The organism is Paenibacillus sp. cl123 (assembly GCF_900101595.1).
Lineage (GTDB): Bacteria > Bacillota > Bacilli > Paenibacillales > NBRC-103111 > Paenibacillus_G.
In genome coordinates, this window is the sequence record NZ_FMYY01000035.1 from 19,068 (window position 1) to 43,147 (window position 24,080).

General features: G+C 56.7%; 19 protein-coding genes and 1 pseudogene. 15 read left to right on the top strand and 5 right to left on the bottom strand.

Annotated features, from left to right (window positions below):
* Positions 1-30 precede the first annotated feature (30 nt).
* A complete protein-coding gene (locus BLR08_RS29335) occupies positions 31-543 on the top strand; it encodes an adenine phosphoribosyltransferase (protein WP_072338123.1) in 513 nt (170 codons plus the stop codon).
* A 100-nt stretch (positions 544-643) separates the two neighbouring features.
* Here BLR08_RS29335 and BLR08_RS31350 read toward each other — a convergent pair whose 3' ends face one another.
* The gene (locus BLR08_RS31350; protein ID WP_143151570.1) at positions 644-1,276 is read right to left on the bottom strand and encodes a hypothetical protein; all 633 of its coding nucleotides are present in this window, start codon (positions 1,274-1,276) and stop codon (positions 644-646) included.
* A 406-nt stretch (positions 1,277-1,682) separates the two neighbouring features.
* Here BLR08_RS31350 and BLR08_RS29345 point away from each other — a divergent pair, with 406 nt between their 5' ends.
* From BLR08_RS29345 to BLR08_RS29365, 6 genes are all read left to right on the top strand, one after another.
* Positions 1,683-2,747, top strand: coding sequence for a CotH kinase family protein (locus BLR08_RS29345; protein ID WP_072338125.1), 1,065 nt, complete (start codon positions 1,683-1,685; stop codon positions 2,745-2,747).
* Between the two features lie 159 nt (positions 2,748-2,906).
* A complete protein-coding gene (locus tag BLR08_RS29350; protein ID WP_072338126.1) occupies positions 2,907-5,105 on the top strand; it encodes a RelA/SpoT family protein in 2,199 nt (732 codons plus the stop codon).
* A 139-nt stretch (positions 5,106-5,244) separates the two neighbouring features.
* The gene (dtd, locus tag BLR08_RS29355; RefSeq protein ID WP_072338127.1) at positions 5,245-5,694 is read left to right on the top strand and encodes a D-aminoacyl-tRNA deacylase; all 450 of its coding nucleotides are present in this window, start codon (positions 5,245-5,247) and stop codon (positions 5,692-5,694) included.
* Between the two features lie 107 nt (positions 5,695-5,801).
* Positions 5,802-5,978, top strand: a complete 177-nt coding sequence (locus BLR08_RS31355; RefSeq protein ID WP_176835632.1) for a hypothetical protein — start codon at positions 5,802-5,804, stop codon at positions 5,976-5,978.
* 285 nt (positions 5,979-6,263) lie between these two features.
* Positions 6,264-8,219: an FAD-dependent oxidoreductase gene (locus BLR08_RS29360; protein WP_072338128.1), complete on the top strand. Its 1,956-nt coding sequence runs from the start codon at positions 6,264-6,266 to the stop codon at positions 8,217-8,219.
* 234 nt (positions 8,220-8,453) lie between these two features.
* Positions 8,454-8,870, top strand: coding sequence for a VOC family protein (locus BLR08_RS29365; RefSeq protein WP_072338129.1), 417 nt, complete (start codon positions 8,454-8,456; stop codon positions 8,868-8,870).
* 123 nt (positions 8,871-8,993) lie between these two features.
* Here the strand turns inward: BLR08_RS29365 and isdG are convergent, their stop codons facing one another.
* The 3 genes from isdG to BLR08_RS29380 are packed head-to-tail and all read right to left on the bottom strand — an operon-like array spanning position 8,994 to position 12,146.
* Positions 8,994-10,190, bottom strand: coding sequence for a heme oxygenase (gene isdG, locus BLR08_RS32050; protein ID WP_083537569.1), 1,197 nt, complete (start codon positions 10,188-10,190; stop codon positions 8,994-8,996).
* Positions 10,187-11,185 (bottom strand): FecCD family ABC transporter permease, encoded by a 999-nt coding sequence (locus tag BLR08_RS29375; RefSeq protein ID WP_072338130.1) that lies wholly within the window; start codon positions 11,183-11,185, stop codon positions 10,187-10,189. The genes isdG and BLR08_RS29375 overlap by 4 nt, the downstream gene beginning before the upstream one ends.
* 4 nt (positions 11,186-11,189) lie before the next feature.
* Positions 11,190-12,146 (bottom strand): ABC transporter substrate-binding protein, encoded by a 957-nt coding sequence (locus tag BLR08_RS29380; protein WP_072338131.1) that lies wholly within the window; start codon positions 12,144-12,146, stop codon positions 11,190-11,192.
* 400 nt (positions 12,147-12,546) lie between these two features.
* On the opposite strand from BLR08_RS29380, the gene isdC reads away from it, so the two are divergent.
* The 8 genes from isdC to srtB all read left to right on the top strand — a co-directional run bounded on the left by isdC (position 12,547) and on the right by srtB (position 23,658).
* Positions 12,547-13,338 carry a heme uptake protein IsdC gene (isdC, locus tag BLR08_RS29390; protein WP_083537570.1) on the top strand — a complete coding sequence of 264 codons (792 nt, stop codon included), beginning with the start codon at positions 12,547-12,549 and terminating at the stop codon, positions 13,336-13,338.
* A 1-nt stretch (position 13,339) separates the two neighbouring features.
* Positions 13,340-14,479: an S-layer homology domain-containing protein gene (locus BLR08_RS29395; RefSeq protein ID WP_072338133.1), complete on the top strand. Its 1,140-nt coding sequence runs from the start codon at positions 13,340-13,342 to the stop codon at positions 14,477-14,479.
* A 35-nt stretch (positions 14,480-14,514) separates the two neighbouring features.
* Positions 14,515-15,423 (top strand): heme ABC transporter substrate-binding protein IsdE, encoded by a 909-nt coding sequence (gene isdE, locus BLR08_RS29400; RefSeq protein WP_072338134.1) that lies wholly within the window; start codon positions 14,515-14,517, stop codon positions 15,421-15,423.
* A 65-nt stretch (positions 15,424-15,488) separates the two neighbouring features.
* On the top strand, positions 15,489-16,472 hold the full coding sequence (locus BLR08_RS29405) for a FecCD family ABC transporter permease (protein WP_072338135.1): 984 nt from the start codon (positions 15,489-15,491) through the stop codon (positions 16,470-16,472).
* On the top strand, positions 16,462-17,238 hold the full coding sequence (locus BLR08_RS29410; RefSeq protein WP_072338136.1) for an ABC transporter ATP-binding protein: 777 nt from the start codon (positions 16,462-16,464) through the stop codon (positions 17,236-17,238). Before BLR08_RS29405 ends, BLR08_RS29410 begins: the two co-directional genes overlap by 11 nt.
* Before the next feature lie 448 nt (positions 17,239-17,686).
* Positions 17,687-18,145 (top strand): hypothetical protein, encoded by a 459-nt coding sequence (locus tag BLR08_RS29415; protein WP_072338137.1) that lies wholly within the window; start codon positions 17,687-17,689, stop codon positions 18,143-18,145.
* Between the two features lie 115 nt (positions 18,146-18,260).
* The gene (locus BLR08_RS29420; RefSeq protein ID WP_072338138.1) at positions 18,261-22,820 is read left to right on the top strand and encodes an NEAT domain-containing protein; all 4,560 of its coding nucleotides are present in this window, start codon (positions 18,261-18,263) and stop codon (positions 22,818-22,820) included.
* A gap of 28 nt (positions 22,821-22,848) precedes the next feature.
* Complete coding sequence (srtB, locus tag BLR08_RS29425) at positions 22,849-23,658, top strand: class B sortase (RefSeq protein WP_072338139.1); 810 nt, start codon at positions 22,849-22,851, stop codon at positions 23,656-23,658.
* Between the two features lie 160 nt (positions 23,659-23,818).
* Here srtB and BLR08_RS31510 read toward each other — a convergent pair.
* A pseudogene (locus BLR08_RS31510) lies at positions 23,819-24,080 on the bottom strand (integrase); the annotation flags it as partial.

A 24,080-nucleotide genomic window follows, 5' to 3' on the forward strand; every position in this document is an offset into this window, starting at 1 on the left:
AAGGCAACTTAATTTGGAGGAGATTACTTCATGGAGTACAAATCTTATATTCGGGAAATTGCCGATTTCCCTCAGCCCGGCATCAGCTTCAAAGATATTACCACCTTGTTGAAGGACGGCGAGGCGTACCGCGCGGTCATTGCCGATCTTGCGGAACGCTTGAAGGACAAGCATATCGATTGCATCGCCGGACCTGAAGCCCGCGGCTTTGTCATCGGGGCTCCACTGGCTGTGGCGCTTGGCGTGGGCTTTATTCCGATCCGGAAAAGCGGTAAGCTGCCTGGGGAAACCATCGAAGCTGACTACGCCCTGGAATACGGCAATGACAAGCTGGCCATGCACGCCGATGCGATCTCTCCGGGTCAGAAAGTGCTGATTGCCGACGATCTGCTCGCTACCGGAGGCACGATCGCCACTTCGATCAACCTGGTCAGGCAGCTCGGCGGCGAAGTCATTGGCGCAGCTTTTCTGATCGAGCTGGCGGAGTTAAACGGCCGGGATAAGCTGGACGGCGTCGAGGTGCTCTCTCTGGTGAAATATTAAGCCTTTTGCTGCAAGCCCATCAAGGTTTTCAACACAAAGAACCGTTCGGCGCTAGGAAGCCTGACGGTTCTTTGTGCATTTCGCCTATCCCGGGAACTTCTTATCTGGACTTGCTTCTGCGGCATCCGCAGCTGCGTCTGCCCAGCGGACTTAGACCTCGGAGAGGCGAGAAGCCGCATCTTTTACAGCCTGGGCGCAAGCCTATGCGTCTGGGCGCACAGCCGCAGCCTCGATGTGCGCCTGTCGCGCCACCCGTCCTCCTTCTTGCCGTTCCGCTGCCTGTACCTGTACCGGTTCGCCTCGTTGCCGCGCCGGTACGTCTCTTCGTCCGTGAGCCCGCTGGCTTCACGCAGCGGCAGATCCGCCTGCACCCTTTGGGATGACGGCGATGCCGCGGCTTCGAACCGCCGCCGCCTGTCCCGCCTCTATGGCCGGGCGGCTCCGGCGGACAATCCTCCTCCGGCTGAACGACTGCAGGGAGCGGCAAGGTTTCCGGCAAGCCTGGCTGCTGCATAGGCCATAGGCCTTGTTCCCCGAAGGAGAGCATCTGCTCCCCGCTGCCTGAACGGTGGGCAAGCTGGCCGTTGCGCTGCGCATGGCCTGGCGAACGATGGGCAAGCGAGGAGGAGCGATGTCCTGTCTGTCCGCTTTGATGAGAGGCATGCTCGGATTCTCCCGTCAGGCTTGCCACCCGCGGACGATTCACCTTAGTAAGCTTCTTGCTGCTAGCCATTGGATGTGCTCCTTTCCAGGGTCTGTGGCCAACTGCCTTCCGCGCCCTGAGGCTTCGTCAGCAAGCAGCGGCCTCCCCTGACTCCAAGCAGAAAGGTATCGGCTTCGCTCCAGGGGATCAACCCGTACTCTATGTATATGACCTCCTCGTCCCTGCGGTATGGTCAATCATCCAGCGGTGCGGCAACATCCGCGAACGACCAACTGCCCGCAGCGAGGCTGGGCAGCCTGGGGAGAAGCGGAGGGCTGCAGCCGTCGCCGATGGAGAATTCGCGCATAAGGTGGGAGTGGCGGAGATGGACCAAGCGCGGTGCTCGCCCGGAAGGCGGCCCTCATAGCACGATTGGCAGCCGTCATCCGATTGGCGGAGACCAAATCTTGCGAGAGGATGGAAGGGGCGGCGGGACATGGCACATATCCCGCAAAGACATATTGTGATCGTGGAAAGTCAGCTCAACCAGTTGAAGCAAAATCTCTGGAGCGACCGGTTTGTCGCAGCCGAAATGAATGAGGGCGCTAAGCGGATGCCTATCCGGCTCCGTTATCGCGGAGGACACACGCGCGCCTATCCCAAACGGTCTTTTGAAGTGCGGGCTGGAGCGCGAACCCGACATTTCAATGCGGAATACGAAGACCCGTCCTTGCTGCGGAACAGGCTCTCGCTCAGCTTCTTCGATCGCATCGGAGTGCCCAGCCCGAAAGCCCGGCATTGCCTGCTCGTGATGAACGGGGAGCCGCTGGGCGTTTATTTGGAGATCGAGGGGGTGAACCGGGCGTTTTTCCGCAGCAGAGGATTGAAGGCGAAGGCGCTGTTCTACGCGGTGGACGATCGCGCGAATTTCAGTTTGCGGACGGAGGCGGGCAGGCGGAAAACTTCTCTGCTGAGCGGGTACCAGCGCAAGCTTGGGACCGGAGCGGACAGCCGCAAGCTGGCCTTGTTTATCCGCCGCATCGGCGCCGCTCGCCCGGGGAAAGCCCGGAGCATCAGACAGCTGCTGGATACGGATAACTATATGCGCTGGCTGGCCGGAGCGGTGCTGACCGGCAATTACGACGGGTTCGTGCATAACTATGCGCTATACAGCGGCAGGACGAGGACAGGCGCCCGGGACAAGTACCGGATGATTCCGTGGGACTACGAAGGGAGCTGGGGGCGCAACTGCTACGGCAAGCTGTGCGGCAGCGACCTTGTCCGCCTCGAGGGCTACAATGAGCTGACGGGCAAGCTGCTCGGCGTGCCGGAGCTTCGTGCGGCTTACAAGCGCAGGCTTCGCAGCCTGCTGCGAACCGCCTTCACGACCGAACGGATCATGTCGGCGGCCCATGAGATGCACGACTCGATCCGGGAGCATGTCCGACGCGATGCGAAGCGGAAATGGACCTTTGCCGAATTCGAAGGCGAACGGGATGTCATCCGCCGGTATGTGGAGGAACGCAGACGAATCGTGAAGGCGGCGCTGGAGCTCTGGTAGCGGGCTAAAGCGGGGGAGGGCGTTTCGCAAACGGCTGAGCGGAATGTCATCTGCCGCATATTTGCCGCAATATGTCGGTTTGTCCCGCAAATTCTTGACGCAGGGCATAGTTCAAGGGCATAATGGATTAAAATCGTTATTAAGGGAATGGATAGACCCATGGGGATAGAGCAGCTTCTTGAGAAGGCATCCACATATATCAAAGAGCAGGATCTCGCGCGTATTCGGGAAGCCTATGAATTTGCCGATCAAGCCCATTATGGTCAGGTGCGCAAGTCTGGCGAACCGTATATTCTGCATCCGCTCGCCGTAGCGGAGATTCTGGTCAATATGCAGATGGATACCATCAGTATCATCGCTGCGCTTCTGCACGATGTCGTGGAAGATACGACGGTTTCGCTCGAGTCCGTACGGGACAAGTTCGGGGCGACCTGTGCGATGATTGTGGATGGCTTGACCAAGCTGGAGAAGATCAAATTCAAAAGCAAAGAAGAGCATCAGAACGAAAACTACCGCAAAATGTTCGTTGCTATGGCTCAAGATATACGCGTTATTTTGATCAAGCTCGCCGACCGGCTGCACAATATGCGCACGCTGAAGCATCAATCCGAGGAGGCTCAGCGCCGGATTGCGGACGAAACGCTGGAGATTTTCTGTCCGATCGCTCACCGTCTCGGGATTTCGGCGATCAAGTGGGAGATGGAGGATATCGCTCTGCGCTATCTGAACCCGCAGCAGTATTACCGGATCGTCAATCTGATGCAGAAGAAGCGCACCGAGCGGGAGCAGTACATCAACGATGTCATTCATAACGTCCGCGACAAGCTGAGCGAGATGGGCATCGAGGGCGATATTTCAGGCAGGCCGAAGCATATTTACAGCATATATAAGAAAATGACCGCGCGCAGCAAGCAGTTTAATGAAATCTACGATCTGCTGGCGCTGCGGATTATCGTGGACAATATCCGGGATTGCTATGCCACGCTGGGCATCATCCACACGTTGTGGAAGCCGATGCCGGGCCGGTTCAAAGATTATATAGCCATGCCGAAGCCGAATATGTACCAGTCGCTGCATACGACCGTGATCGGGCCGAAGGGCGAGCCGCTAGAGGTGCAGATCCGTACATTTGAGATGCATCGCACGTCGGAATACGGGGTTGCCGCGCATTGGGCTTATAAAGACGGCACGAATGTCCCGTCCGGCAGCTACGAGGACAAGATGCAGTTCATCCGGGAAATTCTCGAGCTGCAGAATGAAGCTGAGGATGCCTCCGAATTTGTCGAGTCGCTGAAGATGGACTTCTTCTCCGATCTTGTATTTGTGTTTACGCCCAAGGGCGAAGTGATCGAACTCCCGGCCGGGTCGGTGCCGCTTGATTTTGCATACCGTATCCATACGGAGGTCGGCAACCGGACGATCGGGGCGAAGATTAACGGACGTATCGTTCCGCTGGATTACAAGCTGAGCACCGGAGATATCGTCGAAATTTTGACGTCCAAGCATTCCTACGGCCCTAGCCAGGACTGGGTCAAGATTGCCCAGTCGTCGCACGCGCGGACGAAGATCAGGCAGTGGTTCAAGAAAGAACGCCGTGAAGAGAACGTCGTCAAGGGCCATGAAATGATCGAACGCGAGCTGAAGCGCCTCGGGTACGAGCCTTCCCAGATGATGAAGGACGACGAGATGATGGAGGTCGCCAAGAAGTTCAACTTCAATGAAGTGGAGGACATGCTGTCCGCCGTCGGCTTCTCGGGCATTACGGCTGCGCAGATCGTGACCAGACTTACGGAGAAGGTGCGGAAGGAAGCGGAGGAAGCACAGCAGCAGGCGATGCAGCTGACTTCCGAGGTGAAGGAGATGAAGGCTCCTTCGATCGACAAGGAACGCAAGGGACGGCCGACGAACGGCGTACGGGTCAAAGGAGTCGACAACCTGCTCGTCCGGTTCGCCCGCTGCTGCAACCCTGTGCCGGGCGACGCCATCATCGGCTATATAACCCGTGGACGCGGAGTTTCCGTGCACCGGGCCGATTGTACGAATATCCCTTCGCCGGAGTGCAGTGATGAAGGCAACCGCGTCATTGATGTGGAATGGGCTGAACAGGTCGAAGCCAACTACAATGTCGAGATTGAGATTACAGGCCATGACCGCAGGGGACTGTTGAATGAAGTGCTGCAGGCCGTTTCGGAAACGAAAACGGTGCTGTCGGCGGTATCCGGCCGCTCGGACAAGAACAAGATGGCGATGATTCATATGACGATTCTTATCCGCAATATCGATCATCTGCATGCCGTCGTGGAGAAGATCAAGCGGGTGAAGGACGTTTATTCCGTTCAGCGGATTATGCAGGCATAAAAGTCCGGCGAACGAGAGGCCGGAGAGCCGACGGAGAATGGCAGCAGCGAGTGAATCCCCCGATCCGACGCAGGCTGGGTGTTATTCGCCGGACTTTACGAACCGAGATTAAGTTGTGAGAAACGAGGAATGACATCCAGTGAAAGTCGTATTGCAGCGCAGCAAGGCAGCCAGTGTCAGCGTAAACGGCGATATCGTGGGCAGCATCCGCTCCGGACTTGTGCTGCTCGTAGGCGTGGCGGAGGGAGATGCGGAGCAGGATGCCCGCTACTTGGCGGAGAAAGTGGCCGGCTTGCGCATCTTCGAGGACGAAGGCGGGAAGATGAATCTGTCGGTGCTGGATACAGGCGGACAGATTTTATCCGTCTCCCAGTTCACCTTATATGGCGACTGCAGGAAGGGCAAGAGGCCGAACTTCATGGCCGCTGCCCGCCCCGAAACGGCGGAGCCTTTGTATGAACGGTTCAATGAGCTTCTGCGTGCGCAGGGTCTGCATGTGGAGACGGGCCGCTTCGGCGAAATGATGGATGTGGCGCTCGTGAACGACGGCCCCGTGACGCTGATCCTCGAGAGTCAGGGCCGTGGGTAACGCGACGCGGCGGATGCCTGACCGGGTGTAAATCGGGGCGCTTTGGGGAATCCTATCGGATGTAGGCATTCTTGGCCGAAATCTGACAGGCAAGGGAGAATCAAGCGATGTTCCGATCCCCCAAAGAGCAGATTGCGCTTATGCCGGAGCTGTACCTGGCTCTCGGACATGTAGAGGAGGCCGCGGCGCTGATCTCGGCAGAGAGAGGTGCCGGCTCGTGGAGCGCCGGGCATTCGTCCCCGCAGGAGCAGTTGAAGCGGACGCCGCGCAAATCATACCGCTAAGCGAAACGGACCGTTACTTGCCGCAGGAGCCGGCAGAAGTGACGGTCCGTTTCTCGGCTTAGGCAAAGCGAGAATAACCGCATTGGAGGCCGTCAAGGGAAGAAACGGAGGGATTAACGCCGGGGAATGGGCCCATTTGGCCTAATATTGTCGTATTTCCGCAAAATCTGCAACTTTGAGGGCTTTTGAATCGTATAAATAGGTTAGGAGTCCATGGGCGGCACAGTTTCAAGGAAATTGCCGCGGTGGATTCGTTGTACTTATTCCTGATACAAGAGGTGTGACATGGCAGGCAATTCAAGGTATGCTTCAGGCGGCAGCCTGAAGGGGTATATCGGCATTTTGGCAGCGCTTGTAGTGATTGCGGCTGCTGCCGGCGGCCTTTATGTGTGGAAGACCCAATCATTAAAGCACAAGGTAACGGCAAGCAAAGTGCAGACGCTGAAGGAAATCCAGACCGTTCAAACGCCTCAGGATCAATATGATGTGATCGTGGCCGGAACGGACCCCGAAGGCGTAGCCGCGGCTGTCTCGGCCGCGCGCAACGGACAGAAAACGCTGCTGGTTGACGGTCATGACCGCGCCATATTGGGCGGATTGATGACGCTTGGCTGGCTGAACAGTCTGGATATGAATTACGAGCCTGACAAGGGCGTGCTGCATAAGCGGGAAATTTTGAACAAAGGCATATTCAGCGCCTGGTACAGCAAGATTGAAGGCGATTCCTTCGATGTAGTGACGGCTGCCAACGCGTTCCACGAGCTCGTAGCCGCACAGCCAAACATTGATGTGCTGCTGAAGGTGAAGTCCATGGAGCCGTTGATGCAGGCGGCAGGAAGCGGACAAGCCGTCGCCGGACTGAAGCTGACGCTGGCCGACGGGTCGCAGAAAACCGTCAAGGCCGCCTCGGTGATCGATGCGACCCAGGACGCGGATATTGCGGCTGCGGCCGGCGTGCCGTATACGACTGGCCGTGAGGATTTGGGCGACAAGAAGGCGCGGATGGCGGTGACGCTTGTATTCCGGCTCAAGAATATTACGCCGGATGTGTGGAAGAAGGTGCAGGAGCGTCTGGAAGGCGACGGAGACGCAGGGACCGGCGCCAACGCGATGAGCGCCTGGGGATACAAGGATATGAAGGATTATCCGCCGGTCAACAAGGAACGCGTCGCGATGCGGGGCCTGAACATCGGCCGGCAGAACGACAATACGATGCTGATTAACGCGCTTCAAGTGTTCGGTATTGACGGCACCGATCCGAAATCGAAGGCGGAAGCCTTCGAGCTGGCGAAAAACGAGCTGCCGCATATCGTCGAATACATGAAGCAGAAATATCCGGAGTTTGCCGGCATCGAGCTTGACGCCACCGCGCTTGAGCTGTATGTGCGGGAGACCCGCCATATTCAGGGCGAATACCGTCTGAGCATTATCGATGTGCTGGAGAACCGGGATCAATGGGACCGCATCGGCTTTGGCGAATATCCGGTCGATATTCAGCGGATTTCGCCGGCCGATACCGGCGCGGTCGTCACCGATCCGAAGCAATATGCGGTGCCGTTCCGCAGCATCGTGCCGCTGAAGGTGGACGGATTGCTTGTCGTCGGACGGGCAGCCAGCTTTGATACGCTGCCGCATGGCTCCGCCCGCGTTATCCCTGTCGGCATGGCGGCGGCAGAGGCGGCGGGCGCGGCCGCGAAGATTGCGGCGGACAAGAAGCTTTCGTTCCGGCAGATGGCCGCTTCCAAGGAGGCGATCGCCGAGCTGCAGGCGGTATTGACAAAGCAGGGCATGGTTCTGAACGAATATACGCTGAAGCCGGAGCCTTTCATGGAGCATAAATCTTATGAAGGCCTGAAAGCAGCCGTGATGCTGGGGTTGACGACAGGCGGCTACGACAATAATTTCCGTCTGGATGAGAAGAGCAACCAGCAGCGCATGCTGAACATGCTCGAAGGTATGCGGAAGTTCAAGCCCGAGGCTTTGCCGGGAGCGCCGTCGTCGGCGATCGCCAAGGGGACCGATCCGAAGACGCTGCCGGTAACGCTGGACATCGCCGCTCATATGTTCGCGCTTCTGCTGAAGGTAGAGGCGACTCCGGAGACGGCTGTTGCAGCGCTGGAGAGCAAGGGCTGGTTTACCAAAGCTTCTGTCGATTCGATCGCCAATAAGCAGGAATTGACGAACGGCGATACGTATATGCTGATCAAAGACGTTTATCAAGTGTTGAGAAAGCAGCAATAGGAGCTTAAGCGAGCAAGCAAGCTAAGAGGCTATTTCCCTATGCTGAACTGAGCCTTGACATTGAAACAGCGACGGCCAAGGACGAGAATATAATGTCCCGGACTGTCGCTGTTTTTTTGAACTGATTTTGCGCTTCCGCATCCATGAGACCGATGAATTCCCGGATCGGCTGTCGTCTATATAAACGAAGGCATTCATAAACACAAACTAATTTGACAAAGAGGTGTTTTGAAAATGGCATTAACGTCCGCGTTCACGAGCTTCAACCTGCCTGTAAAAAACGTAGAACAATCGAAAGCGTTCTTCACCGGACTCGGATTCGAGCTCAACCCGCAATTCCCCGAGAACGAAAATTCGGTGGCTATTGTGATCGGCGACAACCTGCAGGTTATGCTGATCAATCAAGCATTTTTTAATACGCTCACGGAGAAGGAATCCGTCGATACGAGCAAGTATGCGCAGATGACGATCGCATTGGCTTTCGAGAGCCGGGAAAGGGTCGATGAAATCGTGAATACCGCGGTCTCCTTGGGCGGGAAATTGCACGCTGAACCTGAAGACTATGGGTCCATGTATCATTGGGGCTTCGTGGACTTGGACGGCCATCTGTGGGCCATTAACTGCATGAACATGGATGCGGCACAGGGCTAAGGCTAACGGTGAGCATCAACGTTGCTGCGGAAGCCGCTCGATGCAGACCAAGCCAAAGAGCGGGTCCTTAAGGACTCGCTCTTTGGCTTGGTTGGCTTATGTCCGGCGCAAAGGTCGGGGCCGTCAGCTGGCTGTAGCGGAAGCGTCGCCCGTTGCGATCGGATGACGGACGATTTTGACTTCGTAGAACGTAATTTTATTCGAGATAATATATTCGGGTGTACTCCGGTGGGCATGGGATTCGCGGAATGCTTCGCTTTTGGTCCAGGCCGCGAAGTCATCGCGCGAATTCCAGCGGGTAACGACGCTGACCTCGTCATACTCCTTCGTATTTTCAGTCAGGTGAACCTCCAGACCGAGAAAGCCGTCCATATACTCAACCTTGCCTACTTTATCGAAACGCTCGATCAGCTTGTGGGCTTCGCCTTTTGTAATTTGTGAAGTGTTGGTTACGATAATCATCGTAGTTTCCTCCTTGGATGGGGGGGCGGGTTTGACCGGGATAATGACCGGGTAGCCGTCCTCGAATTTGACTTTCGCGTGAATCTGGTAAATCTCGTACAAAAACCGGCTGGTCAGCATGCTCTGAGGTTCCCCTGTCTGAACCACCTTGCCCCGCTTCATCGCAATCATATGATGGCAGTACGCGGCGGCCTGCTGAAGGTCGTGCAGCACCATCACGATCGTCAGGCCGTAGTCGCGGTTGATCGATTGCAGCATCTCCATCACATCGAGCTGATGAGCCATGTCCAGGTAGGTCGTCGGTTCGTCCAGCAGAAGAATATTCGTCTGTTGCGCGAGTGCCATGGCAATCCGGGCCTTTTGCTGCTCACCTCCCGATAAAGTTTGAAACATCCGGTCCGCGTTGCGCGCGGTGCCGGTCACATTCAGAGCCCAATCCACGATCTCATGATCGGCGGCTCTCATCGGCTCGAACAGCCGTTTGTGGGGCGAACGCCCGTAGGCTACAAGTTCGCGCACAGTGAGCTCGGGCAGATGACCCTTCGATTGGGTCAGCATGGCGATCGTTTGCGCAAATTGCAGCGCAGGGTACGCTTGGACGGGACGTCCCTGCACAGAAACCTCGCCGCTGTCCGGCCGTTGAAGCCGGGTGATGAGCCTCAGCAGGGTGGACTTCCCGGAGCCGTTCGGCCCGACGATCGCTGTCATCTTCCCGCCTGGAATCTGCACGGACAGATCCTGCAGTCCGAAGGGACCGAGCTGAAGCTTCAGCCGTCTGGCTTCGATGGCAGGCTCATCTGCGGATTGGGTTTGGATATGCGTCCCTGCCGGCGCTGCAGTCTGTCTTAGTGCGTTCATCCCGACATCCCCCGTTTCTTCAGCAAATATAGAAAGAATGGCGCGCCAAGCACGGCCAGCAAAATGCCAACCGGCAGCTCAATCGGATCGAAAGCCGAACGGGCGGCCGTATCGGCGAGTACGACCAAGGCCGCTCCGCCCGCTATCGACAGGGGGAGCAGAAACCGGTAGTCGTCGCCGACGAGCAGTCTGACAGCATGAGGCACGACAAGTCCAACGAAGCCGACGAGACCGGCGACACTGACCGCGGCTCCCGCGAGCAGCGAAGAAAGTACGATGATAAGCAGCCGCTGCAGCTCAACCTTCTGCCCGAGCAGTCTGGACTCGTCGTCTCCGAGCAGCAGCAGGTTCGCCGGCTTGATAGCAAGCAGGGAGAGAGCAAGTCCGGCGATGGCATAAGGAGCCATGAACGACAGATGATGCCAGCTGCGGCCGCTCAGGCCGCCCGCGAGCCAGGGCAGCACTGCCTGAACTCGGTCGCTGTACACGACCATCAGCCCGTTGGTGACGGCGCCCAGCAGCGCATTGACGGCGACGCCGGCCAGCACGATCTTCAGCGGGGAAGAGCCCCGGTCCCATGCCAGCAAATAAATGCACAGCGAGGCGGCGAGCGCGCCGGCGAAGGCCAGCGCCGGCAGCAGGTAGCTGAACTGCGGGAAGACGATCATCGCCAAAATGGCAGCCAGCCCTCCGCCGGCGGACACTCCGACGATGCCCGGATCGGCCAGCGGGTTCTTCATGACGCCTTGCAGAAGGGCGCCGGAGGCAGCCAGACAGGCCCCGACGAGCAGGCCGATCAACACCCTGGGCATTCGGAGGTTCATAATGATCTTCTGATGCAGCGGATCGCCGCCTGCGCTCAGCGCTTCCCAGATATCGCGCAGCGAGATGGGCACAGAGCCGTAGGTCAAGCCGGAGCAGGCTGCGACAAACAAAAGCAGCGGGGCGATGATGAACGCCCATTTTCGGCGAAGTCTGCGTTGTTCGAGATTCATCGGTTTACTTCACCGTTTGCAGCAGCTTGCCGAGCAGCTCGAGCGCTTCGATTACCCGCGTCCCGGGGTTCGTACCGAACAGGTCGGCGGGCAGCACCTCAACCCGCTTGTTTTTCACCGCGTCCAGACTGCTCCAGGCTGCATTCTGCTCCATTTCTTTCATGAAGCCATCCTTCACCTGATCGGGATTCGCATGGCTCATCAATAGAACAAGCTGAGGGTTGGATTGCACAATTTTCTCCGTATTGAGCTGCGCATATTGGGGGTAGCTCTCCAGCTTCGGATAATCGGCCGCGATATTGTCTCCGCCGGCTTTCACGAGAAGGTCGCCGCTAAGCGAGTTGTTCAGCGCCGCCATATACGTGCCGGGAGCTCCGTAGACGAGCAGCACCCGGGGACGGGCGGCGCCATCCTTGGGGGCGAGGGCGAGAAGCTTGTCGTCCAGCCGCTTGATCAGCTCGGCGGCCTTTGCTTCCCGCTGCAGCAGCTGGCCGAGAAGCTGAATCTGCTTCTTGATATCGTCGATGGAATTAGCCGATGAGAGCACGACCTTGGAGCCAAGCGCCTCAAGCGACGGGATATCCTTGGCGTTCATCGGGTAATTGCCGAGCACGACATCGGGACTGAGCAAAGCGATTTTCTCCAGATCGATGCCGTGGGCCGTACCCACCTGCACAGCTTTCTCGGCATCTTTCACGGGTACGGGGGAAGCAGAGGTCGGTCTTCCGGTAACTTCTGCTCCAAGCGCATATACAATATCCAGCTCTCCGCTGCTCAGCGCAACGATGGAGCGGGGCGCCTGATTGAAGACGACGCTTCTTCCGGCGAAGTCCTGTACGGTGACAGCTTGAGCCCGGGCGGCCGCAGCGGGAGCTCCGTCGCCAGCGCCCGGGGACTGGCTGCAGCCCGCAACAAGCAAGAGGGCCAGAGCGGAGCTTAGCCATGCCGCTTTGTTCATCATGGGTCGAGAGTCCTCCTGACAATGGTTTTAACGATTGCGCAGGCATGGGCTGGGCAATCGAGGATGGTGAATGAATGGTGATGGGCAACTTGCACATTGAATAATAATTGAGAATGAATATCAATGTCAACAACAATTTTGGAATGATTACCCAGAATGGGAGAAGTAAACAATTTTTCTTGAAACGGTTGACATTTTCCAATGGCTTGAACTATCATGAACCCGATGCCGATGACCCGATGGTGAAGAACTCGATGTCAAAGAACCCGATGCTGAAAATGGAAGCCGGACGCAATCAGAAGCGTCTTTTTTAAGAGATTTAATTGAGAATGATAATCATTGTCTCGTTTCTCGCGAGTTGAAAAGCCGGAGCGACGGACACAGGAGGAGAAAGAGAATCATGCTGTTTTGGAAAAAGAAGCTGCGGGAATCCATGCTGGCCTTTTCCCTGCTGGTGGCTGTTCAGGCGCTGGAACTGTGGACCGTTCCTTCGGGGCAGGCTGCTTCCGCCTTGGCGGACGGGACGCATACGGTCAGCTATGTCATTACGAAGGCCGAAAATGACTCGGTATCCATGGCCAACGATTATTTTGAAAAGCCGGCTGCTTTGACGGTGAAAAACGGGGATATTACGGCCCGGATTCAGCTGAATCACAGCAAATGGATTACGGTGTTCAAGACCGCTGCGGGCGGGGAGTTTTCTGACGCCAAGGTTGTCGGCAGCGACAAGGACGAGGACACACGGATCGTGCAGTTCAAAATCGAGGATCTGAGCAAGCCGCTGCTTTCTAAAATTCACGTGACGGTGCCGGATATCGACTACGACCATGATTATACGATCCGGTTTGTATTCGACCAGAAAACGCTGAAAAGTACGGGGGCTGCGCTAGCGGAGAAACAGACGGGGGAGGGAGCGAAAAGCGGCTCGGGCGTTAATGCCGCCGCCCAGGGAACGAAGCCGGAAGGCGCGGCCGCTGCCGTCAAAAAACCTGCGGCAGCCGAAGCTTCAACGGTAGCCGGCTCAGGCTCCGAGAAGAGCCAAGCGGGCGCACAATCTTCCTCCGGCGGACCGCCTGCGGCTGCAGCTGCGCTGAATCCGGCGACCGGGGACGAGGCTCCGCTGGCGACGCTGTTTGGGCTGCTTTCGGCATCGGGTTTATATATCGCTTATCGACTGAGAAAGGGGCATTAGCATGACTCATCGTATGTTCAAGCATGCAGCCTTATCCGTGCTGGCGCTTGCGCTGCTGGCTGCGGCACCCGGAACTGGAGCATACGCGCTGGAGCCGGCTGGCGGCCATGCGGCCGTCCGGACGGCGGATGCAGCATCCTCCAATCCTCACGGCATCGCCGACGGCGTGTACAGCATGGCGTACACGTTCAAGAAGTTCAATACGGATCAAGCTTCCGTGATGCAGGAATATGTGGTGAACCCAGGCCGCCTGACGGTCAAGGACGGAAAGATGCTCGTGCAGATTACGCTTAAGCAGGGCAAGGAAATTACCGGATTCAAGCTGGAGCGGGGCGGAAGCCTCGTTGAACCGCAAGTCGTGGCGAGCGATGAGCAGAGCAATACGCGCACGGTGGAGTTTGCGGTTCAAGATTTGACTGCCACGATCAAGGGCTGGGTCAAAATTTATTGGCAGGTCACTCCGACGTTTCTGTACGATCACGAATACGACATCCATCTGACCTTCGATCCATCGTCGCTGAAGGAGCTGGCAGTACCGGCTTCGCCAAGTCCCGGCAAGGAAACGCAGCCTGAATCCGGGCAAACGAAGTCTTCGTCGGAAGTCAGCTTCAAGGATCTGGGCGGTCACTGGGCGAAGGAAGCGGTGGAGCGGGCTGTGAGCCTCGGCATTGCCGGCGGCTATGAAGACGGCACCTTCCGGCCGGACGGCGAGATTAACCGGGCGGAATTTGCCGCGCTGCTCAGCCGGGCGCTTGGGCTGGAGGCAGGCTCGCAGCAGTTGAGCTTCACCGATCTGGCCGACATCCCCGACTGGGTGAAGCCGCATCTGGCGCCCATTGCCGAGTCCGGGTTGATCGGCGGCTATGAGGACGGCTCCTTCCGTCCGGCACGCAAGATCAGCCGGGCGGAGCTGGCGGTGATCGGGGTACGGGCATCCAAGCTGACAGTGGAGCCCGGGAAGAAGCCGGCCTTCGCGGATGCGGCTGCCATCCCGTTATGGGCGCAGGCTGAAGCGGCTGCCGCCCATGAGGCGGGCTTGATCGGCGCGCGGGACAACAACCGGTTCGATCCGGAGGCAAGCGCGACACGAGCCGAGGCGGTCAGTCTGGTTATGGCGCTGCACCAGTTGTCGGGCAAGTAGAAGGGAGCGGTGCATGGCTTATGCGTTGGCAAAGTATGCAAATAGGATGGAGCGCATCGTTTCTGGCGCTGGCGCTGCTCTTGTCCGGCTGCTCCGGCGATTCGGCGACGGGCGCGCCTGCGGGCGGAGAGGCTCCTGCCGCAGCCGGAGCAGGCGGTAAGCCGGCAGAGGAGCAGCACCGCATCGTGTCTACGACGGTGGCTGCCACCCAATTTACCGATGCGCTGGAGCTGGCGCTTGTGGGCATTCCGACCAGCTCCAAGGAGCTGCCGAAGCGCTATGACGGCGTAACGAAGGTCGGCAATCCGATGACCCCGAACATGGAAATTGTGAAGTCGCTGGACCCGACCGAAGTGCTGTCGGTAACGACGCTGGAATATGATCTGGCCCCGGTATTCAAGAACGCGGGCATTCAGGGGAATTTTCTGGACTTTACGAGCCTGGAGAAGATGAATCAGGCGATCCTGGATATCGGGCGGCGGTACGGGCGCGAGAAGCAGGCTTCGGCTCTGGTCGACGGCTATAACGCCAAGGTCGAGCAGATTCGTAAGCAAACGGAAGGCAAGCCGCAGCCGACGGTGCTTATTCTGCTTGGCGTGCCGGGCAGTTATCTGGTCGCTACGGAACATTCGTACATCGGCGATCTGGTGCGGCTGGCAGGCGGCAAAAATATCGTGCAAGGCGAGAAGGTCGAGTATCTGGCTTCGAATACGGAATATTTGCAGCAGTCCAATCCGGATGTTATTTTGCGCGCAGCCCATGGCATGCCGGAGGAGGTTGTGAAGATGTTCGAGAAGGAGTTTAAGAAAAACGACATCTGGAAGCATTTCTCGGCCGTGCAGAACAACAGAGTGTATGACTTGCCGGAGGAGCTGTTCCCGACGACGGGCAATTTCGCGGTGGCGGAGGCGCTGGACGCTGCGGTGAAAATGCTGTATCCGTAGACAGTCTGCCTTTAAGGCGGGGCAGATTGCCATGAAACATTTTAACCGGATGAAGGAAGCTGGATATGACTAAAAAAGTTTGGAGCATATGGAGCGTGCTCGCACTGCTGCTCGGAGTAGCAATCTACTCGGCCTGCACAGGCAGCATCAAGGTCGGCGGACTTGAGCTGATCGAAGGGTTGTTTACCGGCACGAACAAGCAGGTGGAGGTTATCCGCGATCTGCGGCTGCCCCGGATTATCGTGTCGCTGCTCGTCGGGGCGGCGCTGGCTGTGTCCGGCGTTCTGCTGCAGGCGGTCATGCGCAGCTCGCTGGCGGATGCGGGCGTGATCGGCATTTCGTCCGGGGCGGGTTTTGTCTCGATTCTAACAATTTCGATCTTCCCCAATCTGTTCTTCTGGATGCCGTTGTTCGCGTGCCTGGGAGGAGCAGTGGCTTGCTTCCTCGTCTATTCGTTCGCGTGGAAGTCGGGACTAAGTCCGATTCGGATTATTCTCGTCGGCATCGCCGTCAACGCTACCTTCAGCGGGTTGGGGCAATCGTTCAATTACCGGGGCAGCTACGCGGTCACGAGTGTCAATCAAGCCGTAACGTCGATTTTGACGATGAAAAACTGGGGAGATGTGCGCATCATGCTGCTCTACGGCTTGATCGGGCTGGTGCTGGCGTGGATCGTGAGTCCCTGGTGCAATCTGCTCGCGCTGCAGGATAAGTCGGCCCGCAATGTCGGGCTGAATGTGTCGCGGGCCCGTCTGTGGATATCGGCTGTTGCAGTGCTGCTGGCGGCGGTAGCGACTGCGGTGGGCGGGCTGATCGCTTTCGTCGGGCTGCTCGTTCCTCATATCGCCCGTCTGCTCGTCGGCTCCGATCATAAGGTGCTGATTCCGTTCTCGGCGCTGGCGGGAGCATTGCTTATATTGACGGCGGACACGCTCGGAAGAACAGTGCTTGCCCCTGCGGAAATTCCCGCCTCGATTATTATGACCGTGATCGGCGGTCCGTTTCTAATCTTTTTGCTGAGAAAGAGTGATCGCGTCTATGGACATTAAGGAGCTGAGCTTCTCATACGAACCGAAGCGCGGACAGCTCCAGCTTCAGGAGATCAGCTGCAGCTTTCGGCACGGCAAAATTACGACCATCATCGGTCCCAACGGCTGCGGCAAATCGACGCTGCTCGGAGTCATGTCCCAAAACTATACGCCTCGCAGCGGAGAGGTTATTCTGGATGGCAAAGCGATTGCCGGCTACAAGCCGAAGGAGCTGGCGCAGAAGCTGGCGGTCGTTCATCAGCAGAACGAGGCTCCGCATGATCTGACCGTGGAGAAGCTGACGAGCTTCGGCCGCATGGCGTATAAGGGGCTGTTCTCTGCCCACGGGGAAGCCGATGACAAGGCTGTGGAATGGGCTTTGCGCTGCACGAATTTGCTGGAGAAGCGGGAAGCGACACTCGATCAGCTATCCGGAGGCGAGAGGCAGCGGGTATGGATTGCGGTGGCGCTCGCCCAGCAGACGAGGATTTTATTTCTCGACGAGCCGACGACGTTTCTTGATATGTATTACCAGCTGGAGGTGCTGGAGCTCATCAAAGCCTTGAATAGGTCGCATGGCCTGACGATTATCATGGTACTGCATGATATCAATCAAGCCATCCGATACAGCGACGATATCGTAGTGATGCAGAACGGCCGAGTCCGTCTGCAGGGCGCTCCCCGGGACGTGATCACGGAGGAGACGATTCAGGACGTTTACGGGGTGAGGTCCGTCATCCGCGAGGATGAGGAGGCCGGTCTGACCGTGCTGCCTGTGGGCATATAAATGAGGATGGGACGGGGGCAGGGGAGTGGGTGGCCGCAGGCATAGAGGAAATTCTCTATGTCTGCTAGCTGCTGCGCGAAAAACCGATAAAAAATTACACAAGGAAATTTATATAAAATATAGAAATAAAAGGTTGACAAATTTAAAAATGCACAGCTAATATAGGGATGTCGAGAGGTGGTGTACACATCCTCGATGCTTAGTACAGAGATGAGACGCTGATTATTGGCCGGATCAGATGCTCTCAGCCGTAGAAGCTTTTTTTTTGCAGCATGATTGATAATGATTATCATTATCTAAACATAACGACCTGTTTCTATGGCGCCGCTGTTATCAAACAGGGAAGGAGGCAGGGGAGAAACCGGAAATTGCATGGTGAGACAGTAGATCCATTGTATCGGCAGAGCTGATGGCAGTCCAAAACCAAAATCAAGGAGTGTGTCCAATAATGAAATTGTTCAAGAAGAAAACGATCGTTTCCATGCTGATGCTGTTCGTTCTTGCGCTGGCGATTGCTATCCCTGCTTCGGCAGCTGACCAAGACTATACGTTCTACAATCCGGCTACAAGCTCCACATCGCACGCCTCCTCTTCGATCGACGGTCCGGCCGTCGTTACGGAAGTATCGCCAGGGAACTACCAAGTTCAGATCACTTTGAAGAACCAAGGCACTTATATGGGCATTACGCTGCCTGCTTCCTACGCTTATCTGAATGCCGACGTCAACGGCGCGCCATCAGGCGACGGCGTCTACGAAGTGACGGCTACGCGCTCTGCAACAAGCACGCATACAACCTTCACTTTCAGCGGCCTGACGAACAGCACTTACAATGTGCCGATCCAGCTGCAAACAACGGTAGCCGGCTTCCACTCCTCGGTGCATACGCTGGTCATCGACTGGAACTAAGCCGCAGGCAAAATGATTCACAACGAAGGGCGCGCTGCTGCGCTCTTCGTTTCCTTGCAGGAGCGAGCGTAAACCTGGTCTATTATGATTCTAAGGAGTGCTAAACAACGTGATAATGCAATTGCAATCCCATACGCTTAAGAAGGCGGCCCTGCTTGGGCTTATCCTGATGCTGCTTCTGTCTTCGCTGCAGCTAGGCGTCGGTAAAGCGGCTGCGGCGGCTGTGCCGGATGGAACTTATCCTGTCGATTATTTTTATATGCATGCTGCTTCCAACACCGTTTCGGTTGCCAATGATTACTTGAAATCCGCGGGCCAGAAGGGCTCGCTCGTGGTCCAAAACGGCGAAGTGTTTTTTGAGCATGAAGTGAAGCCTGTCGAATACGGCTATTTTATGTACTTGGGGGCACGACTGGACGGCAAGCCCAAGGCGACCATTACGACGAATCCCGCTACACAGCGGGAAGAAGCTGCTGGACTTGAAAATTATCAAGCGGTTGCTGCCGCTCAGCCGGGCGGCGAGGGCTCCAACTATCTTGTTCGATACAAGCTGGCTGGCGTAGCCGAGCTGCACGATTTAATTATGCATATCAACATTCCGGTGCTTGGCTATATCCATTGGTATCATGTGCGTCTGAAGCTTGATCTCTCCAGTCTTCCCGGTCAGTCGGGCGGCGAAGAGGAACCGTCTCCGGGCGGAGGCACGGTGACCCAGGCGACCTATGAACAAGTGAAGACGCTGATCAGCGTATCCCGCTCGGTATACGAAGCGGCCCGGGAAGGGACGGAGTACGGGGATTATTCGCCCGGAAGCAAATCGATCATTTGGAGCGGCATTACCCAGGCCGAATACATGCTTTCGATGACCGAGGACGGCAATGAAACGGCATACGGGCAAATTTACAATGCGCTGAACGGCTCATTGGCTTTTTTCCAAACGGCGCAAAAGCTGGCCGACCGCACCTTGTTGATTTCGGGTGTGAACGCGGTCAAAAGCTTTCTGAAAACAGCCTCCAAGCAAGGGACGGCGGCAGGCTCTCCAGGCTCGGCGGTGGCGCCGATTCAGGAAGGCGAGTATGAGGGTACCCGCATCGACAGTCTGCAGTCGGAGCTGACGCGGGCTCAAGGCATACTGGATAAAGGCTCCAGCACGCCCGAGCAGATCAGCGGCGCCGTAACTACGCTCGAGAGCGCCTACCAAGCGGTGCTGCCGGGACAATTTGTGCAGGCAAGGCCGTTTAAGCTTTATGCGCTCGATACGCTGGAGCCAACCGACAAGCTGTCTCAATATGCAGACGAACTGGAAGCGACGGCAGCTACTTTGGCCAAAAAAAGCGATCTGACGGATATGATGGAATCCCGTTTTAATCTGACTTTGAACGTGACGCCAAGCGGTCCGATCGTTCAGGCTTATCCGGGCCTGGAGCCGATTTATCAGCTCACGCTGCCGGTAGGATTCGTCCCCGAGCAGTCCACGGATACGAAGAAAGTATATCAGATGATGCCTGTCAGCGTGGTCACTCCGGTCGACAGCACCTGGCTTGGCGTCAGCATGATCCGTTACAGCGTGGGGAACGTTACGAGGGATGTGTATTTGAGCTTCAATGCGGATATGCTCGAGGAGCTGAAGCTGACGGTTACCGGGGCCCAGCGGCTGCACAATACGGCGCTGGCCGGCAGCCTGGACGCTGCGGCCTATGCGAATGCAAAAGCGGCGCTGCAAACGGCTATCGATACGGCCCAGCCGGTAGCGGATAATTTGGCGGCCAGACGGCCGGCGATCCGGGCTGCCCAGGCTGCTTTGCAAACGGCGGTTGACACCTTCAAGGCGTCGGGCATTGTGGAAGGTCCGGCTGCAGGCGGCGAGCAGCTTCCTGACGGCGAGTATGCGATCCCTTTCAATATTTATAAAAAAGGAAGCAATGACGCGTCCGTCATGTACGACTATATCGTCAAGGACAGCGGCAAGCTGACGGTTCAGGGCGGGCAGAAGGTCGTTTCGTTTACGCTGAAGCAAAACGCGGAGATTTTGTCGTTCAAGACCGAACGCAGCGGCGCTCTGGTAGAGACGGACAAAGTCAGCGAGGATCTGGCGGCGAATACGCGGGTTGTCAGCTTCCCGGTCAGCGATCTGAAGGCGCGGTTGAACGGCTGGGTGAAAATTTACTGGCTGCTGCCTCCGCCAATCGGCTTGTATGATCATGAATATGAAGTGCAGCTTGGCTTCGGCGAGCCGGTTATTCCGAATCAGCCTGAGCAGCGTGAACTGAATTTCTCGGTGCTTCATGGCACGAAGGACCAGCTGTCCTCGATGAATAATTATTTCCTGAAGCCGGGTGTTTACAGCGATGTCAACGGGAAGAAGCGGATCACATTGACGCTGAAAGACAGCACGATAATTCCAAGCTTTAAGGTGGAGCAAAACGGCGTGCTGACGGAAACGACGGTCATCAGCACGGATACGGCCGCCAATACCCGGGTTGTGCAATTCGAGACGGCGGACTTGGCGACCTTGCTGAACGGTCAAGTGCATATCTCGACCGTCGCTAACGGGCAGCCGTATGAAATGGATCACGCGATCCGCTTGAAGCTGTATGAAGCGGATAAAGCAGTTCTTGCGGCGTTGATCGCATCGGCGCAAGGCAAGCATGACGCAGCAGTCGAAGGAACGGAGGTCGGCCAGTACCCAGCTGGGGCCAAGGCGGCGCTGCAGACGGCGATCGATGCGGCCAAGGCGGCGAATACGAGCGTGTCGGCTTCGCAGCAGACGGTAGACGCGGCTGTTGGGGCTTTGCAGCAGGCGGTAAGCCGGTTTGCCGCCTCTAGTAGGCTGGAAGAAGCCAGCTATAAAGTGGAGCTTCCGGACACGATCAAGTCCGCTGACGGAACGCCGATCAGCAGCTATGTATCCGGCGGAGCCAAGCTGGAAATTTCCGCAGGCAAGCAGGTCGCCAAGTTCGGGCTGGCCAGCGGAGTAACGCTGAAGAAGGTGGAGAAGCGCAAGGCAGACGGAACGCTGGAAGATGTCGCAATCCAGCCGCAGCTGGCTTTCAAACAAGCCGGACTCGTAACCATTTTGAGCACAGCAGGTACGACAATCAGCTTTGAAGTGGATCGGACGGCTGACTACGTGCTGACTTTGATTGGGGCTGACAGTCAGGAGAAGGCGTTCGAAATTCCATTTGCCCAGCTCACCGTTACTAAAGAAGGCGGCAATCCTGGCGGCAATCCGGGTCCTGGACCTGGAACAGGTAACCCGGGGCCGGTGAATATACATGGTATCTCGGATGGCACTTACAGCATTGCCTATAAGGTTGTGAAGTATGGAACCATCAACGACACTTCAGTGATGCAGGATTACGTTATTACGCCGGGTAAGCTTATCGTCGAAAACGGAACGATGCGTTTTCAAATGACCTTGAAGCAAAGCAAGGAAGTGACTGACTTCCAAATCGACAACGGCAGCGGGCTTTCCACGCCAACTACAGTAGAGGAAGACGAAAAGGCAAACACCCGGACGGTTCAATTCCAGATCGGCAACCTGGATACGAAGCTGAAGGGCTGGGTGAAAGTTTATTGGCAGGTTACCCCAGATTTCCTGTACGATCATCAATACGATATACATCTCACTTTGGACCGTTCGTCCCTCAAGCGGCTTGATCCCGGACAAAATCCGGGCGAAGTGGATGCGAAGCCATTCGTTCAAGCTTATACACCGGGCGATTACTCCTTGGACTTCGCGGTAAATCTGCGCGGAACCAGCCGGAAGTCGGTGACAAGCGATTATATCAAGCAGCCGGCCAAGCTGGTGGTGAAGGACGGCAAAAGCTATATGCAGGTCACGGTGTCGCATAAGGAAGTCACGGGGCTGAAGATTGAAACAGACGGCGTGCTGACCGATGCGGAAGTGATCTCGACGAATGAGGAGCGTAATGAAAGAACGGTACGATTTGAAGTCAAGGATACGAAATCCAAAGTATTTGCTCAACTGGTCATGGCTGTGCCCGGCAAGTATAACGGCGAATATGAGGTAGAATTTATTCTCGATGGAACAAGCATTAAACCTTACAAGGAGCAGGCTGACGGGCAGGGCCAAGCCGGCGTACAGCCGGGCAGCAAGCCTGGAATCGTTCTCGCGAGCAGCTTCGCCGATGTGGAAAATCACTGGGCGAAAGCGGTGGTCGAGCGTGCTGTCGGCCTTGGTCTGGCTAACGGCTACGAAGACGGAACGTTCCGTCCGGACGACGTCGTAACCCGGGCAGAGTTTGCAGCGCTGCTGAGCCGTACGCTGAAGCTGGAAGAAAGCGCGGAGGAGCTGAGCTTCGCCGATACAGCGGATATTCCGGATTGGGTAAAGCCGTATTTGAGCGCGGTCGCCAAGGCAGGATTGATCGGAGGGTATGAAGACGGCACGTTCCGCCCAGGACGAAGGATCAGCCGGGCCGAGCTGGGGGTTATCGTATCCCGGGCGCTGGAGCTGGAGCTCGACGCCATGGCAGGACCAAGCTTCGCGGATACGGACAGCATCCCGGCATGGGCGCTGAGGGAAGTTGCGGCAGCGCATGAGCGTGGAATCATTAATGGCAGAGACAACAATCTTTTTGCACCTAATGAAAGCGCAACGCGAGCGGAGGCCGTCACGTTAATGCTTGCTTTATTTAATGAAGTAAAATAACCGGCAGCTAGGAGGGCTGAATCGAGCGATGCGGGTTAAGCGGCTGTTGGGGCGCCATTGCTGGACGATGACGGCGATTGCGGTCTTTCTCTATGCGGCAATCCGGCTGGCGGCGATTGGCTGGGGATATTATGAGAACCGCGAAGCTCTGGGCGAAGCCAGGGATTTATGGATGGAGGCGCGACCGGATGCAGCATGGGGAGGAGAGTTTCCGGTTACAGTTGGCGTTTACGCTTATGGGGAAGACGGACACCCGGAGCGGCTGCCGCAGCCTCGCTCTATATTCCAGCCCTTGCTGAAGCTGAACCCGGATATCGCCGGCTGGATCAAGCTGAATGGCAGCCGGATCGATTATCCGGTCGTTCAGGGGCCCGATAACGAATGGTATTTGCATCGCAATTATAAAGGTGAAGAGTCGCGGGCAGGCAGCATTTTTATGGATTTCCGCAATCGGCCGGGGGCAGAGGAACGGCATACGATTTTGTACGGCCACCGGATGAAGGATGGCACGATGTTCGGCGATTTGAAGTATTATACGGAGCGGGAGTATTACGACGCGCATCGTGAATTTCGGCTGGATACGTTGTATGAATCCTATATCGCCGAAGTTTTTTCAGCCTATTACACGACGACGGAATTTAACTATATTGAAACGGAATTTGCCGACGACGCGGCCTTCGGCGCATTTCTGGAGCAAATCAAGCGGCGCTCGCTGTATAACGGCGACATGGGGATTTCCGTGCAGGACCGGATCGTGACGCTGTCGACCTGCGATTATTTGCTCGATCCGGTAAACGGACGATTTGTCGTGCATGCCCGGCTGAAGCGGGCGGAGTGACCGGACTTGATCCCGCCTGGATTTGCTTGACAGCACTCCGCTCACAGTCCGCGGTCCAAAGTACTTTCTTCTAAGTGAAGTGCACGGCTGTCAATCGTCTGAGAAAATGTCACCTTAACTTTTCCGAGAAAATGTCACTTTTAGAATAAATGGAAGCCGCCTACCAGGAGGCCTCCGAATAGCGGTTGTGCTGTGAATAGATGGCATCTTGGAATGAGCTCTTGGATGTGGTACGCTTGGATTGGTTTTGAGTCTCCGCGGTTCTCCACGGATGACTGCTGGCGGGTTTGCGTGGCTGCGCAGAGCCCGCTTTTTCTTTTGGCGCAGAAATCCGTTTCGGCCGTTCCGTTGGCTTAAGCGCAACTGCCTTGCCCTGAAACCACAAAATGACTTCTTCGTCTAGCGTCACACGGACTTCGACG

Bases quoted from the DNA above. Each gene is read 5' to 3' on its own strand.
- BLR08_RS29335 (WP_072338123.1), top strand. From the start codon at position 31: ATGGAGTACAAATCTTATATTCGGGAAATTGCCGATTTCCCTCAGCCC.
- BLR08_RS31350 (WP_143151570.1), bottom strand. From the start codon at position 1,276: ATGGCTAGCAGCAAGAAGCTTACTAAGGTGAATCGTCCGCGGGTGGCA.
- BLR08_RS29345 (WP_072338125.1), top strand. From the start codon at position 1,683: ATGGCACATATCCCGCAAAGACATATTGTGATCGTGGAAAGTCAGCTC.
- BLR08_RS29350 (WP_072338126.1), top strand. From the start codon at position 2,907: ATGGGGATAGAGCAGCTTCTTGAGAAGGCATCCACATATATCAAAGAG.
- BLR08_RS31355 (WP_176835632.1), top strand. From the start codon at position 5,802: ATGTTCCGATCCCCCAAAGAGCAGATTGCGCTTATGCCGGAGCTGTAC.
- BLR08_RS29360 (WP_072338128.1), top strand. From the start codon at position 6,264: ATGGCAGGCAATTCAAGGTATGCTTCAGGCGGCAGCCTGAAGGGGTAT.
- BLR08_RS29365 (WP_072338129.1), top strand. From the start codon at position 8,454: ATGGCATTAACGTCCGCGTTCACGAGCTTCAACCTGCCTGTAAAAAAC.
- isdG (WP_083537569.1), bottom strand. From the start codon at position 10,190: ATGAACGCACTAAGACAGACTGCAGCGCCGGCAGGGACGCATATCCAA.
- BLR08_RS29375 (WP_072338130.1), bottom strand. From the start codon at position 11,185: ATGAATCTCGAACAACGCAGACTTCGCCGAAAATGGGCGTTCATCATC.
- BLR08_RS29380 (WP_072338131.1), bottom strand. From the start codon at position 12,146: ATGATGAACAAAGCGGCATGGCTAAGCTCCGCTCTGGCCCTCTTGCTT.
- isdC (WP_083537570.1), top strand. From the start codon at position 12,547: ATGCTGTTTTGGAAAAAGAAGCTGCGGGAATCCATGCTGGCCTTTTCC.
- BLR08_RS29395 (WP_072338133.1), top strand. From the start codon at position 13,340: ATGACTCATCGTATGTTCAAGCATGCAGCCTTATCCGTGCTGGCGCTT.
- isdE (WP_072338134.1), top strand. From the start codon at position 14,515: ATGCAAATAGGATGGAGCGCATCGTTTCTGGCGCTGGCGCTGCTCTTG.
- BLR08_RS29405 (WP_072338135.1), top strand. From the start codon at position 15,489: ATGACTAAAAAAGTTTGGAGCATATGGAGCGTGCTCGCACTGCTGCTC.
- BLR08_RS29410 (WP_072338136.1), top strand. From the start codon at position 16,462: ATGGACATTAAGGAGCTGAGCTTCTCATACGAACCGAAGCGCGGACAG.
- BLR08_RS29415 (WP_072338137.1), top strand. From the start codon at position 17,687: ATGAAATTGTTCAAGAAGAAAACGATCGTTTCCATGCTGATGCTGTTC.
- BLR08_RS29420 (WP_072338138.1), top strand. From the start codon at position 18,261: ATGCAATTGCAATCCCATACGCTTAAGAAGGCGGCCCTGCTTGGGCTT.
- srtB (WP_072338139.1), top strand. From the start codon at position 22,849: ATGCGGGTTAAGCGGCTGTTGGGGCGCCATTGCTGGACGATGACGGCG.